10 protein-coding genes and 1 rRNA gene are annotated in these 13636 nt (G+C 71.1%); 6 read left to right on the top strand and 5 right to left on the bottom strand.

Going from position 1 to position 13636, the window contains the following annotated elements; all coding sequences use genetic code 11:
* Positions 1-90: 90 nt before the first annotated feature.
* The 3 genes from ACIBG4_RS22680 to ACIBG4_RS22670 all read right to left on the bottom strand — a co-directional run bounded on the left by ACIBG4_RS22680 (position 91) and on the right by ACIBG4_RS22670 (position 4187).
* A complete protein-coding gene (locus tag ACIBG4_RS22680; RefSeq protein WP_397203472.1) occupies positions 91-1281 on the bottom strand; it encodes an extracellular solute-binding protein in 1191 nt (396 codons plus the stop codon).
* Between the two features lie 99 nt (positions 1282-1380).
* Positions 1381-2886 (bottom strand): CoA-acylating methylmalonate-semialdehyde dehydrogenase, encoded by a 1506-nt coding sequence (locus ACIBG4_RS22675; protein WP_397203471.1) that lies wholly within the window; start codon positions 2884-2886, stop codon positions 1381-1383.
* Between the two features lie 20 nt (positions 2887-2906).
* A complete protein-coding gene (locus ACIBG4_RS22670) occupies positions 2907-4187 on the bottom strand; it encodes an aspartate aminotransferase family protein (protein ID WP_397203470.1) in 1281 nt (426 codons plus the stop codon).
* A gap of 296 nt (positions 4188-4483) precedes the next feature.
* Here ACIBG4_RS22670 and ACIBG4_RS22665 point away from each other — a divergent pair, with 296 nt between their 5' ends.
* Positions 4484-5191, top strand: coding sequence for an alternative oxidase (locus ACIBG4_RS22665; RefSeq protein WP_310716628.1), 708 nt, complete (start codon positions 4484-4486; stop codon positions 5189-5191).
* Between the two features lie 9 nt (positions 5192-5200).
* On the opposite strand, the gene ACIBG4_RS22660 is transcribed toward ACIBG4_RS22665, so the two are convergent.
* Positions 5201-6670 carry an MFS transporter gene (locus ACIBG4_RS22660; RefSeq protein WP_397203469.1) on the bottom strand — a complete coding sequence of 490 codons (1470 nt, stop codon included), beginning with the start codon at positions 6668-6670 and terminating at the stop codon, positions 5201-5203.
* 55 nt (positions 6671-6725) lie between these two features.
* On the opposite strand from ACIBG4_RS22660, the gene ACIBG4_RS22655 reads away from it, so the two are divergent.
* The 5 genes from ACIBG4_RS22655 (at position 6726) to ACIBG4_RS22635 (ending at position 13251) form a co-directional block, all read left to right on the top strand.
* The gene (locus ACIBG4_RS22655) at positions 6726-7439 is read left to right on the top strand and encodes a TetR/AcrR family transcriptional regulator (protein WP_397203468.1); all 714 of its coding nucleotides are present in this window, start codon (positions 6726-6728) and stop codon (positions 7437-7439) included.
* Positions 7440-7451: 12 nt separating this feature from the next.
* Positions 7452-9101 (top strand): AMP-binding protein, encoded by a 1650-nt coding sequence (locus ACIBG4_RS22650; protein WP_397203467.1) that lies wholly within the window; start codon positions 7452-7454, stop codon positions 9099-9101.
* Between the two features lie 84 nt (positions 9102-9185).
* Positions 9186-10802, top strand: coding sequence for a PucR family transcriptional regulator (locus tag ACIBG4_RS22645; protein ID WP_397203466.1), 1617 nt, complete (start codon positions 9186-9188; stop codon positions 10800-10802).
* A 202-nt stretch (positions 10803-11004) separates the two neighbouring features.
* The gene (locus ACIBG4_RS22640) at positions 11005-12480 is read left to right on the top strand and encodes a phosphodiester glycosidase family protein (RefSeq protein ID WP_397203465.1); all 1476 of its coding nucleotides are present in this window, start codon (positions 11005-11007) and stop codon (positions 12478-12480) included.
* Between the two features lie 156 nt (positions 12481-12636).
* Positions 12637-13251 carry a hypothetical protein gene (locus ACIBG4_RS22635; protein ID WP_397203464.1) on the top strand — a complete coding sequence of 205 codons (615 nt, stop codon included), beginning with the start codon at positions 12637-12639 and terminating at the stop codon, positions 13249-13251.
* Positions 13252-13548: 297 nt separating this feature from the next.
* Here the strand turns inward: ACIBG4_RS22635 and rrf are convergent.
* A 5S ribosomal RNA gene (gene rrf, locus ACIBG4_RS22630) occupies positions 13549-13636 on the bottom strand; the annotation flags it as partial.

Below are 13636 nucleotides of genomic sequence, written 5' to 3'. Positions count from 1 at the left end.
ACTCACTGACTGGTCATTCAGTCGAGACTGACTGGTCATTCAGTCTAAATTGACGACATGCGCACGCAGGGCTCCCACCTGCGGTGGAGGTCACCTGACGAGCGCGTGCCACCGCTTCTCCCAGGCGGCGTACGCCGGGCAGCCGTCCTTGGGCTTGCACCCGTCGGGCGGGCGGGTGGCGAAGGCAACCCGGTCGAGGCGCTCCGGGTCGTCGACGCCGAACGCGTCGCAGACGCGCCGGGTGGCCTTGGCGCACGCCTTCGGGTTGGCCGGGGCCAGCCCCACCCAGGCGACGGCCTTGCGCTGGACCGCGGCCGTGGCGGTGTAGGCGAGCCAGCGGTAGGCGCACTCGGTGTTGGGCACTCCGGCGCCCAGCATCCAGGAGTCGACCCAGCCGGTGGTGCGCGGCGCGTCGACCGCCTTGACCGGCCGGCCGGCCTCCTGCAGCAGCAGGCGGTAGTACGGGGTGGCCTGGGCGTAGTCGAGCGAGCCGGTGGCGAAGCCCTTGACCAGGTCCAGCGGCTCGGTCCAGTACTCCCGGCCGGGCTGCTCCTCCAGCAGGCCGGCGGCCCTGCCCAGCTCGTCCTTGCCGAGCTCGAACGGGTCGCCCTCGACCCCGTCGGCCAGGGCCGCGTCGGCGATGGTCAGCGGGGTGTCGCGCAGCGCGACGTGGCCGGAGCCGAAGACGTCCCTGAGCGTCGGGTCGCCCTTGACCCGGGAGGAGTCGTACAGGAACTCGTGGAAGCCCCACAGGTAGGGCACCCCGTAGACCTTGCCCGAGCGGACCGTCATGTCGCGGAAGCGCTTGGTGAGGTCGCCGTAGCCGGGCACCTTGGCCGGGTCGACGGGCTGCACCTGCTTGCCCGCGATGAGGTCGGCGGCCAGCACGGGCCCGGCGGAGATCACGTCGTAGGGCCGCTGCCCGACCTGGGCGGCCATCTGGGCGGCGGTCTGCACGGTGTCGTAGCGGGCGATGCGGCAGCCGGTGGTCTTCTCGAACTCGCCGGTGGTGCCGGAGTAGTCGGCGTAGCCGCGGTAGGTGAGGATCTGCAGCGTCCCGTCGCTCTGGACCGGGCCCTGCGGGGACGTGGACTTGCGCGGCTTGACGCTCGCGGTGGGCGACGGCGTGCCGGTCGCGGCGCTGCGCGGCGCCGGAAGGGACACCCGGGTGGCGCTCGCCCCGGGGAGCGGGACGGCGGCGCCGGATGCCGGGCTCGCCGCGCCCAGGCCCGCGGCGAGGACCGTCGCGGCGAGCGCCAGGACGGGTGTGCGGCGATCCAACGTGGTCCCCCTTGTCCGCGACCCTTGTCGTGACCTGGAGCTTACCGGGGCGCGGACCGGGGAGGGACGCGTGTCCCTCCCCGGTGGGGGTCGCGGGGACTACGCGTTGGTGGGGAAGCCGAGGTTGACCCCGCCGTGGGAGGGGTCCAGCCAGCGGGAGGTGACGACCTTGCCGCGGGTGTAGAAGTGGACGCCCTCGCTGCCGTGGACGTGCGTGTCGCCGAACAGCGACGCCTTCCAGCCGCCGAAGCTGTAGAACGCCATCGGCACCGGGATCGGCACGTTGATCCCGATCATGCCGACCTCCACCTCGTTCTGGAAGCGCCGGGCGGCGCCGCCGTCGTTGGTGAAGATGGCGGTGCCGTTGCCGTACTCGCCGTCGTTGATGACCCGCACGCCCTCCTCGTACGACGAGACGCGCACGATCGACAGCACCGGCCCGAAGATCTCCTCGGTGTGCACCCGCGAGCCCGCCGGCACGTGGTCGAGCACGGTCGGGCCCAGCCAGAACCCGGGCGCCTCGGACGCCTTGCCGCCGCCGAGGACCGAGCTCTCACGGCCGTCCACGACCAGCTTGGCGCCTTCCTGGAGGCCGAGGTCGAGGTAGGAGGCGACCTTGTCGCGGTGCTCGCGCGTGACCAGCGGCCCCATCTGCGCCTTCGGGTCGTCGCCCGGGCCGATCACCAGCCTGCCGACACGCTCGGAGATCTTCTCGACCAGCTCGTCGCCGACGGGGTCCACGGCCAGCACGACGGAGATCGCCATGCACCGCTCACCGGCCGAGCCGAAGCCGGCCGAGACGGCCGAGTCGGCGACCAGGTCGAGGTCGGCGTCCGGGAGCACGAGCATGTGGTTCTTGGCGCCGCCGAGCGCCTGGACGCGCTTGCCGTGGGAGGTGCCGGTCTCGTACACGTAGCGGGCGATCGGGGTGGAGCCGACGAACGAGACGGCCCGCACGTCCGGGTGCTCCAGCAGCCGGTCCACCGCCTCCTTGTCGCCCTGAACGACGTTGAACACGCCGTCGGGCAGCCCCGCCTCCTGCCACAGCCGGGCCATGAGCAGCGACGCCGACGGATCCTTCTCCGACGGCTTGAGCACGAACGCGTTGCCGCAGGCGATCGCGATCGGGTACATCCACATCGGCACCATGGCCGGGAAGTTGAACGGCGTGATGCCGGCCACGACCCCGAGCGGCTGGCGGATCGAGTAGGAGTCGACCCGGGTCGAGACGCCCTCGGAGAAGCCGCCCTTGAGCAGGTGCGGGATGCCGCAGGCGAACTCGACGACCTCCAGCCCGCGGGCCACCTCGCCGAGCGCGTCGGAGTGCACCTTGCCGTGCTCGGCGGAGATCAGCGCGGCCAGCTCGTCGCGGTGGGTGTTCATGAGCTCGCGGAAGCGGAACAGCACCTGCGTCCGCTTGACCAGTGACGCGTCCCGCCAGGCGGGGAACGCCGCGGACGCGGCGGCCACCGCCGCGTCCACCTCCTCCACGGAGGCCAGCGCCACGTGCCCGCTCACCTCACCGGTCGCCGGGTTGAAGATGTCCCCGGTACGGCCGTCGCCGCCGGTGAGGGCTCCGCCGATCCAGTGCTGCACTGACTTCACTGCGCCGTCCTTCGCTGGGCTCACTGGGCTGCCGCCTCCGCGTTGATGACTTCGAGTGCGTGGACGATGATGCCGAGCCCCTCCGCGGCCTCGTCCATCGTGAGGGTGAGGGGCGGTGCCATGCGGATGGCGGTGCCGTACAGGCCGCCCTTGCCGGCGAGCAGGCCGGCCCGCTTGGTCTCCTCCATGAAGCGGGCGGCCTGGGCCGGGGTCTCCAGCTCGACGGCGAACATGAGGCCCTTGCCGCGCACGTCCTTGACGACGCGCAGCCGCTCGGCGGCGGCGCGCAGGCCGTCCGTGATGAGGGCGCCGGTGCGGGCGGCGTTGGCCTGGAGGTCGTGGTCGAGGACGTAGTCGAGCGTGGCGTTGGCGGCGGCCATGGAGATCGGGTTGCCGCCGAACGTGGCCAGGCCCACCGCGGGCAGGGCGTCCATGAGGTCGCCGCGGGCGACGACGCCGCCGACGGCGAACCCGTTGCCGAGACCCTTGGCGAACGTCATCATGTCGGGCGTCACGCCGTGGTTCTGGATGCCGAAGAACGCGCTGCCGGTGCGGCCCCAGCCGGTCTGCACCTCGTCGGAGATCAGCAGGATGCCCTGCTCGTCCAGGACCTCCTTGTAGGCGGCGAACAGACCGTCGGGGGCCATGGTGAAGCCGCCGACCCCCTGGATGGGCTCGGCGATCAGCGCGGCGACGTCGCCGGCGACCGCGGTGGCGAGCACGTGGCGCAGGTCGTCCACGCACACCTGGATGTACTCGGCGTCGGACAGGCCGCGGAACTGGGCGAGGTGCCGGTCCGCGCCGTGCAGGAAGTGCGCGTTGAGCGGGGAGAGCGAGTTGTTCTTCCAGGCGCGGTTGGAGGTGACGCCGATCGCGCCGAAGCTGCGCCCGTGGTAGCTCTGCCGCATGGCCAGCACCTGGTCGCTCTTGCGGGCGTACGTGGCCAGCAGCAGGGCCGTCTCGTTGGCCTCGGTGCCGGAGTTGGTGAAGAAGACCTTCGCGTCCGGGATGCCGGACAGGCGGGCGATCTTCTCGGCCAGCTCGATCTGGCCGCGCAGGAGGTAGACCGTGCTCGTGTGGACGACGCCCGTGGCGAGCTGGCGCTCGACGGCCTCACGCACCTCGGGGACGTCGTAGCCGATCATGTTGGTGAGGATGCCGGCGAAGAAGTCGAGGTAGCTCTTCCCGTCGGCGTCGACGACGCGGTTGCCCTTGCCGCCGACGATCTCGATGGGCTCGTTGTAGTTGAGGGCCAGCCAGTTGGGCATGACGGCCCGGTGGCGCGCGAGAAGCTCCGACATGTTCTGAGTATCCCGTCCTCGCAGGGTTCCCCCCACCGGCAACCTGTCGGCGTGCCGCCGCATCGCCTTACATGCTGTCGGGTGGGTCTCTGGGCTCCGAACCAGTGTATGTCATGACAACAGGACCTCATGCTGTCCGCCCCCTAGGGGATGTCCCGTGCGCCTCCGGGCGTACGGGACGCGCCGGCGGTACGCCGCGCGAGGCACCACCGAAGACCACCGGCGGCCGACGACCGGAGGGGTCCTCCTCCGCCACGATCGGATCATCACGACGACGACCCGAGGAGAAACCCGCCATGACCATCACCCTGGACCCCGCCGTTGAGCGCCCCGAGCTGCCCTCCGGCCCCCCGAAGCTCGGCCGCGACCTGCTCCGGCAGGCCGAGCGCGACACGCTCGCCACCCCGCGCATGGACTACAGCCTGCTGGCGCGGATGATGTTCAAGCCGGTCGACCTCATGTACGGGCGGCAGGGCTCGTTCACCAAGTTCGCCATGCTGGAGATCATCGCCCGCGTGCCGTACCAGGCGTGGGAGCGGATGGGCTACTGGGCGGTGCACCGCCACGCGGGGCGCTCGGCGCTGGCCAGGAGGGTGTTCGAGCGGATCGTGGAGGCCCGCGCCGACCAGGACAACGAGCAGTGGCACCTGCTGATCATGCAGGATCTCGTCCAGCGCAACGGCGAGAAGCAGTCATGGCTGCTGCACAGGCTGGCGCCGTGGTTCATCTCGTTCTTCTACTACCACGTGTCGTGGGTGCTGTTCCTGCTCCGGCCCGACTGGTCCTACCGGCTCAACGCCGAGTTCGAGGACCACGCCGAGCACGAGTACATGACGTTCGTGGCCGAGAACCCCGCCCTGGACCTCGTACCCGACCCGGGCACCTACGCCGCCGAGTACGGCCGCCAGCGGTCGGTGGCCGACCTGCTGCGGCAGATCGGCCACGACGAGCGCGTCCACAAGCTCGACAGCCTGGAGGCCATGCGCGAGCCCCGGCTCCGCTGACGTGCCGCCTCAGACCCGCTCGGGCTCGGGGGCGACCGTGGGGGCCGGCGACCGCATGACCGACAGCGCGAGCAGCGCGGCGGCCACGCAGAACCCGCACCCCACCCACGCGCCGAGATGCATGGCGTCGGTGAACGCGGCGCGGGCGGGCTCGGCGAAGCCCAGCCGGATCGCGTCGCCGATCGACTCCTTGGCCGCGTCGGGCACGCCGGCCGGCATGGACGAGGTGAACACCCCGGCCAGCACGCTGCCCAGGATCGCGATGCTCATGGCCATGCCGACCTGCTGAACCGTGTCGTTCAGCGCCGAGCCCACCCCGGCGTGCTCCAGGGGGATGGCCCCCATGAGCGAGGCGTACGCCGCCGGACCGGCCAGGCCGCCGCCGACCCCCATGACCAGCAGCCCGGTCAGCACCGGCACGTAGCCGGTGGTCGTGGCGAGCACGACGAACCCGCCGGCCATGACCACCAGGCCCACGCCGACCAGGACCCGGTTGCTCACCCGCTGCCCGAGCGCCGCGCCCAGGCCGTTGAACAGCGCCGCAGCCACCGCGTACGGCAGCAGCGCCAGCCCCGCCTGCATGGGCCCGTAGCCGAGCACGAACTGCAGGTACTGCGTCAGCATGAGCATCACCGCGCCCGCGCCGAACGACATGAGCAGGATGGAGAAGGACGCCCCGCTGAAGTTCCGGTTGCGGAACAGCTCCAGCGGCAGCATCGGGTGCTCCTGGCGGCGCTCCCACACCACGAACGCGCCGAGGGCGAGCACCGCGGTCACGATGCCGGCCACGTTCCACTCGCGCTCGATGATGACGTAGACGGCGGCGCTCAGCCCGATGACCGAAAGGACCACGCCGACCGGGTCGATCCGCCGCCCCGAGCTGCGGGTCTCGGGCATGAGGACGAAGGCGGCCAGGATGGCGAGGGCGGCGATCGGCACGTTCAGCAGGAAGACCGAGCCCCACCAGTAGTGCTCGAGCAGGAATCCGCCCAGCGTGGGACCGGCGATCACGCTCACCATGGCGACGGCGCTCCAGGCGGCCATCGCCTTGCGCCGCTCGGCCTCGTCGAAGACGGTCATCAGGATGGACAGCGTCGAGGGCATGAGGATCGAGCCGCCGACGCCCATCAGCGCCCGCGCGCCGATGAGCTGCCACGGCTCGGAGGCCAGCACGGCCAGCAGCGACGCGCCGCCGAAGAAGGCGAGCCCGATGATCAGGAACTTCCGGCGCCCGTACCGGTCGGACAGGCTGCCCGCGGTCAGCAGCAGCCCGGCGAACGCGAGCACATAGGCGTCGAGGATCCACTGGATGTCGCCCGGGGTCGCGCCCAGGTCCCGGATCAGCGAGGGGATGGCCAGGTTGAGGACGGTTCCGTCCACGCCCAGCACCAGCACGGACAGGCACAGGACGACGAGAGTCCACCAGCGCCGGGGGTCTCGCACATCGTTCGAGTCATCTCGTACATCGTTCGACTTCACTCGCACACTGTACGACGACCCTCGTACGCTGTGCGAGTGGTTTTATCCTGGAGGAATGACCGGCAAGCAGATCTCCTCCGTCTGGACCCGTGACGCCCGGCCGGCCCGGACCCCGGGCCGCACTCGCGAGGAGATCGCCCGCGCGACGCTGGAGCTGCTCGACGCCGAGGGGCTCGACGGGCTCAGCATCCGCAAGCTCGGCGCCAAGCTGGGCGCCGGCGCGACGAGCATCTACTGGTACGTCGGGAACAAGGACGAGCTGCTGGAGCTCGCCTACGACGAGATCTGGGGCGAGATCACCCTGCCGATCCCGGAGAGCCTGGGATGGCGCGACACCGTCTCCGCCTTCGCCTACAGCATGCGCCACGTCATGCTCCGCCATCCCTGGGTCGGCTCGCTCATCGGCCGCCTGCCCGCCCTCGGCCCCAACGCGATGGCCATGTCCGACCGGCTGCGCAGGACCTTCCGGCTGGCCGGCTTCGACGGCATGGACATCGACTACGCCAACGCCACGCTCACCGCGTACGTGTTCGGCACGGTCATCCCCGAGATCGCGTGGAGCACCTCGATGGGCGGCGAGGAGCTCGACATGGACGCCATGCGCGGGACCTTCGAGCACGTCGCCAGGGACTTCCCCGACCTGCTGGAGCGACTCGTCGAGATCAACGAGAAGGTGACCGTGTCCGAGACCGACAGGCTGCGGGCGGTCAGCTTCGACTTCGGGCTCGTCGCGGTGCTCGATGGCCTTGAGGCGCGGCTGCGCTCGTAGCAGATTGAGGGCATGGGACATGACGGGCTGGACCTTCCAGGCGTAGCCGGCTTCCGCGCCGCGCGCGACCTGCTGCTGGGCGCCGACTACGAGACCGCGCGCCGGGAGTTCCGCTGGCCGCGGCCGGCGGAGTTCAACTGGGCGCTCGACTGGTTCGACGGAGTGCTGGCCGCCGAGACACCCGGCGCCGTCGCGCTGCGGATCGTCGGGCAGGCAGGCCCCGTCTCACTCACCTTCGCCGAGTTGTCCGCCCGCTCCTCCCGGGTCGCCCACTGGCTGCACGAGCAGGGCGTGCGGCGTGGCGACCGCGTCCTGCTGATGCTCGGCAACCAGGTCGAGCTGTGGGAGAGCCTGCTCGCCGCCATGAAGCTCGGCGCCGTCGTCATCCCCGCCACGACGCTGCTGACGGCCAAGGACGTCGCCGAGCGCGTCGAGCGGGCCGGCGTCGCCCACGTCATCGCCAACGCCTCCGACGCCGGCAAGTTCGCCGCCGGGCCGTACACCCGGATCGCCGTCGGCGACGCGTACGGCTGGCTGCCCTACCACGAGAGCGCCGAGGCGAGCACCCGCCACGTCCCCGACGGGACCACCCGCTCCGGCGACCCGCTGCTGCTCTACTTCACCTCGGGCACGACGTCCCGGCCCAAGCTGGTCGAGCACTCCCACCTGTCCTATCCCGCGGGCCACCTGTCCACGATGTACTGGATCGGCCTGCGGCCCGGCGACGTGCACCTCAACGTGTCCTCGGCCGGCTGGGCCAAGCACGCGTGGAGCAGCGTGTTCGCGCCGTGGAACGCGGGGGCGACCGTGCTGGTCCACGACTACCGGCGCTTCTCCGCGGCCGCGCTGCTGGAGGTGCTGCGCGACGAGGCCGTCACCACGTTCTGCGCCCCGCCGACCGTGTGGCGGATGCTCATCCAGGAGGACCTGGCCGCCTGGCGGCTGCCCCTGCGCACCGCCGTCGCAGCGGGCGAGCCGCTGAACCCGGAGATCATCGACCAGGTGGCCAAGGCGTGGGGGCTGACGATCCGCGACGGCTACGGCCAGACCGAGACCACCGCCCAGATCGGCAACGTGCCGGACGAGCCGGTCAAGCCCGGGTCGATGGGCCGGCCGCTGCCCGGGTACGAGATCACGCTGGTCGACCCGGTCACCGGCCGGCCGGGCGACGACGGCGAGATCTGCCTGTCGCTCGGCGACCCGCCCGCGGGCCTGATGACCGGCTACGCGGGCGGCTCCGGCGGCGCCGATGCCGACGGCTTCTACCACACCGGTGACGTGGCCACCCGCGACGCCGACGGCTACATCACCTACGTGGGCCGCACCGACGACGTCTTCAAGGCGTCCGACTACCGCATCTCGCCGTTCGAGCTGGAGAGCGTCCTGCTGGAGCACCCGGCTGTGGCCGAGGCTGCCGTGGTGCCCGCCCCCGACCCGGTGCGGCTGGCCGTGCCCAAGGCGTACGTGACGCTCGTCCCGGGCTTCGAGCCCTCCGACGACACCGCGCGGTCGATCTTCGAGCACTGCCGGCGGGAGCTCGCGCCGTACCAGCGGGTACGGCGGCTGGAGTTCGGCGAGCTGCCGAAGACGATCTCCGGCAAGATCCGCCGGGTCGAGCTGCGCGAGCGCCCGCCCGGCCGGGAGTTCACGGACGGGAGCTGACCGGGCGCCCCGGCTTCCGCCGATAGATCACTATGTAAATGGGTGCATTGCCGATCTTACAAGCTGATCGGATAGGCTCTGTCCGTGCTGCCCACCATCGCCGATGTGCTCGCCTTGGAGACCGTTCGCCGGGGCGGCCCGCAGGTGGTCGCGGGCGGGGACCGGCTGGGCAGCAAGGTGCGGTGGGTCCACGTCGGCGAGATCGCCGACATCGCCGCTCTGCTGCGCGGCGGCGAGCTGGTGCTCACCACCGGGGTCGCCCTGCCGAGCGACCCCGAGAAACTGGCCGACTACATCGGCGAGCTGGCGGCGGTGGGCGTCGCCGGGCTCATCGTGGAGCTGGGGCGCAGGTTCGTCGGCGAGCTGCCCGCCTCGGTCGTCAAGGCCGCCGAGCAGCACGGGCTGCCGCTCGTCGTGCTGACCCGCGAGACGCCGTTCGTGCAGATCACCGAGTCGGTGCACGCCCGCATCATCGACATCCAGCTGGAGGAGCTACGGGCCTCCGAGCAGCTGCACGAGGTGTTCACCGAGCTGTCGGTCGAGGGCGCCTCGCCGGCCGAGGTGCTCGCCCAGGTGGCCCGCCTGTCGGGGCGCCCCGTACTCCTGGAGAACCTCGCCCACCAGGTCCTGGCCTGCGAGTCGGCCGGCCGTGACACCGGCGTCCTGCTCGCCGGCTGGGAGACCCGCTCGCGCGCCGTGGCCCCGCCCGAGCGCACAGCGTACGACCCGGCCTCCGGCTGGCTGGTCACCACCGTCGGCGCCCGCGGTCAGGACTGGGGGCGGCTGATCCTGCTGTGCGACGTGCCGCCCTCGCCCCGCGACCTGGTGCTCGCCGAGCGTGCCGCGACCACCCTCGCCCTGGGCCGCCTGCTCGAACGCCACCAGGAGTCGCTGGAACGCCAGGCCCACGGCACGATACTCACCGGCATCCTCACCCACGCCTACGCCGACCCGGACGAGGCCGCCGCCCGCGCCCGCGCCGTCGGCGTGCCCATCACCGGCCGCAAGCTGATCAGCATCGTCATCCGGCCCACCGACCCCGTCGAGCAGGCCCTGGACGGGCAGGCCCAGCTCGGCGAGCTCGCGGAGGCCACCGCCGCGGCCTGCCGCGACGCCCGCCTGCCGGCCCTCGTCGGCGCGCTCGACCAGGACCGCGTCGGCCTCCTGCTGCCGCTGCCGCCGCGCACCCAGGCCGAGCCCGCGCTCACCGCCGTCGCCGACCGCCTGCGCATCCTGTGGAAGCCCGGCGCCTCGTTCGTGCTCGCGGCCGGCTCCGTGGTCGAGTCCATCAGGGACGTACGGCGCAGCTTCCTCGAGGCCGAGCAGGTGGCCGACGTGGCCGTGCGCCAGCCCGACGGCCGGCCCTTCTACCGGCTGCCCGACCTGCGGCTACGGGGCCTGCTCCACCTGCTGCGCGACGACGCCCGGCTGCAGACGTTCGCCGAGCGGGAGCTCGGGCCGCTGCTCGCCCACGACGCCCAGCGCGGCGGCGACCTCACCCGGATCCTGCGGACCTACCTCGACGCGGGACGCAACAAGGCGGTGGCCGCCCAGAAGGCACACCTGTCCCGGCCGGCCTTCTACGACCGGCTCCGCCGCCTCGAACGCATCCTCGACACCGATCTCGACGACGTCGAGTCGTGCCTGTCCCTCCACGTCGCCCTCCTCGCCCTGGAGTCCTTCCGCCGCGACACCCGCTGAGCCGCTCGGCGCCGCCGGCTCATTCAGGAACGCTCCATTCCGTTCGGGGACGCTCCGTGACGAGATCCAATCGCTCGGCAAGCCCGCTCCAGACGGCGATGTCAATCTCGTAACCTCTCCCACCGATTAGCGTGTTTCGCTCACCCGCTGATCATGATCACGACAGGATGGTGCGGCCCGTTGTCCGCCCTCTGGAGTTTTCATGCCTCGACGCACCCTCGCCGCCGGTCTGTCCCTGGCCGCCGCCCTCACGGTCACCACCGCGCCGGTCGCCGCCGCGGACCAGGTGTCGGTCCGGTTCCCGTCCGCCAAGTTCCCGCTGGGGACTCAGCTCGTGCCGACGAAGAAGCAGACCAGCGTGGCGCAGGGCATCGACCTGTACGACGTGCAGGCCGGCCGCGCCACCGACGGCTACACGGTCTCCGTCCTCATGCCGAGCGGCCGTGACTACGGGATGCGGCAGACCGCCGAATCCGTGCTCGCCGAGGTGGAGGCCGCCGGCGAGACCGCCACGCTGGTGGAGGTGGTCCGCCCCAGCGTCGCGGACGCCCCCTCACAGACCGTCTACATGGTGCGGGTCGGCACGTGGAAGCTGGAGGAGAAGAAGAAGGCCGACGAGATGGTGGCCAAGCTCAAGGACGCCGGCCTGAAGTCCAGGGTGGACTACGTCGGCGACGACGGCCACGACACCACCGGCCCGTGGAACGTCAAGGTCATGATGATCGACGCCCGGACGTTCCGCGGCTCGTACGCCTCCTCCCTCGGTACCAGCGTCGCCGCCCGCGAGAAGGTCTCCGCCATGGCCAAGGCCGCGCACGCGGTCGCGGCCGTCAACGGCGGCTTCTTCAACATCCACACCGCCAAGAACCTCCAGGGAGAGCCGGTCGGCGCGTCGGTGGTGGCGGGCAAGCTGCTGAGCGAGGCCGTGCCCGGCCGCTCCGCCGTCGTCCTCAAGGGCCGCACGGCCCGCATCACCGAGGTCAGCACCACGGTGACGGCCATCGCGCAGGACGGCTCCAAGAGCCCGGTCAACGGCCTCAACCGGGCCGCCGCCGCGGACGAGCTGGTCCTCTACACCGAGGAGTTCGGCGCCAAGACCCCGGCCGACGACGGCGTCGACGTGGTGATCGACGCCACCGGCAAGGTCGTCGGCACCCGGGCGCCGGGCGCCGACGTGGCGCGCGGCACGCGGGTGCTGCACGGCACCGGCGTCGCCACCGACTGGCTCGCCGCGCACGCCACCGACGGCACCACCCTCAGGATCGACACCAAGGTCGTCGACCTGCGCAAGCGCTCGGCCATCAAGCTGACCCCGGACGTGAGCGTCATCGCCGGCAGCGTGGGCCTGGTCCGCAACGGCAAGACCAAGATCACGGCCAAGCTCAACGGTCACGACTCGCTCAACATGATCCTCCGCCGGCACCCGCGCACCCTGCTCGGCACGACCCGCAACGGCAGCCTCATCGTGGCCGTCATCGACGGCCGCCAGCCGGGGGCCTCCGTGGGGGCCAACTTCATCGAGGCGGCCCGGTTCATGCGCTGGCTCGGCGCCAAGGAGGCCGTCAACCTGGACGGCGGCGGCTCCACGGCCATGGTGGTGGGCGACAAGGTGGTCAACCACCCGTCGGACGGGGTGGAGCGCGGGGTCGGCGACGCCCTGCTGATCATGCCCAAGTAACGACGGGACACCGGGGCCCAGGGGGTGAGCGCGACACCTCGCGCTCGCCCCCGTCTGTGCCGCCCCTCAGACGGCTCCATTCTCAGATTCTTCGCACAGTCCCCGAGATCCCGTCTGATCATCACGATCAGTCGGGATCTTGTCGTTTCGGGGTCTATGGTCGCGCCGACGCTCGGCCACACGTTCTCGATCTTCAGGTCGGCCGGGCCCGATGCGCTTGGCCTCGGTCCAGGGAAAGATCACCCCATGCGCCTCGCTCGCAAACCCCTCGCCCTGCTTTTCACCGGCGCCACCGGACTCGCCTCGCTTCTGACGCTCTTTGAGGTGAGCGCTCCCGGCCTGTCCTACTGGGCATTGCTGCCGGCGCTGTTATGGCTGGCGCTCGCCATCATCTGGTCCGCGCTGCTGGGTGAGGGCGCGCGGGGGCGGGCGCCCTGGATGTTCGTCCCACTCGTACTGGTGCTGGGCACCGTGCTGCTGGTCACGGTCGACGCACCCCTGCACATGCGCTTCGCCTTGTCGGAATCGAGCCTGGAGCGCTACGCCCGGTCGGTGCGCGACGACGACGATGGCGGTGATCAGTGGCGGGGCCTGTATCAGGTGGGCTACACGGAGAAGATCCCGGGAGGAGCGCAGTTCATGGTCACCTCATTCACCTGGGGATGGAAGAGCTACGGCTTCGCCTACATCCCGGATCGGGTACCGGGCCCGAACGAGGTCTGGTACGAGCATTTCAAGGGCCCCTGGTACATCTGGACCGATGGGCCCTGAACCCCTGCCGGCCCCACGTGAATGCCAGTCCAACAGAGACACTGGACCAACGGGATGCCAGCTCAACCAACGCCAGCACGACGCACAGGCCGCCCCAACGTAACTGCCCAGTACAGCCCCCATGGCCGACCGACGAGATACCCCGTGCTACAACCGCACCCGCGCACCTCAGGACCCGAACGTCAGGGCTCGCACACCTCGGGATGCGTACAACGCAAGAAAGGGCCCCACCCTCCGCCTCCCGGAACCATCACTGGCCCGAGAAGCTCCGGGTGGAGCCCTCTCCTATCAAAGATTGTCCGGCGGTGACCTACTCTCCCACACCCTCCCGAGTGCAGTACCATCGGCGCTGGGAAGCTTAACTTCCGGGTTCGGAATGTAACCG

The sequence above is a fragment of the Nonomuraea sp. NPDC050383 genome (genome assembly GCF_044459125.1).
Classification (GTDB): Bacteria; Actinomycetota; Actinomycetes; order Streptosporangiales; family Streptosporangiaceae; genus Nonomuraea.
The sequence above is the reverse complement of the archived record's forward strand: the minus strand, read 5'-3'. Positions and strand labels throughout refer to the sequence as shown.

Excerpts from the sequence above, each read along its gene's own strand:
- ACIBG4_RS22670 (WP_397203470.1), bottom strand. The coding sequence starts at position 4,187 with ATGTCGGAGCTTCTCGCGCGCCACCGGGCCGTCATGCCCAACTGGCTG.
- ACIBG4_RS22665 (WP_310716628.1), top strand. The coding sequence starts at position 4,484 with ATGACCATCACCCTGGACCCCGCCGTTGAGCGCCCCGAGCTGCCCTCC.
- ACIBG4_RS22655 (WP_397203468.1), top strand. The coding sequence starts at position 6,726 with ATGACCGGCAAGCAGATCTCCTCCGTCTGGACCCGTGACGCCCGGCCG.
- ACIBG4_RS22650 (WP_397203467.1), top strand. The coding sequence starts at position 7,452 with ATGGGACATGACGGGCTGGACCTTCCAGGCGTAGCCGGCTTCCGCGCC.
- ACIBG4_RS22640 (WP_397203465.1), top strand. The coding sequence starts at position 11,005 with ATGCCTCGACGCACCCTCGCCGCCGGTCTGTCCCTGGCCGCCGCCCTC.
- ACIBG4_RS22635 (WP_397203464.1), top strand. The coding sequence starts at position 12,637 with ATGGTCGCGCCGACGCTCGGCCACACGTTCTCGATCTTCAGGTCGGCC.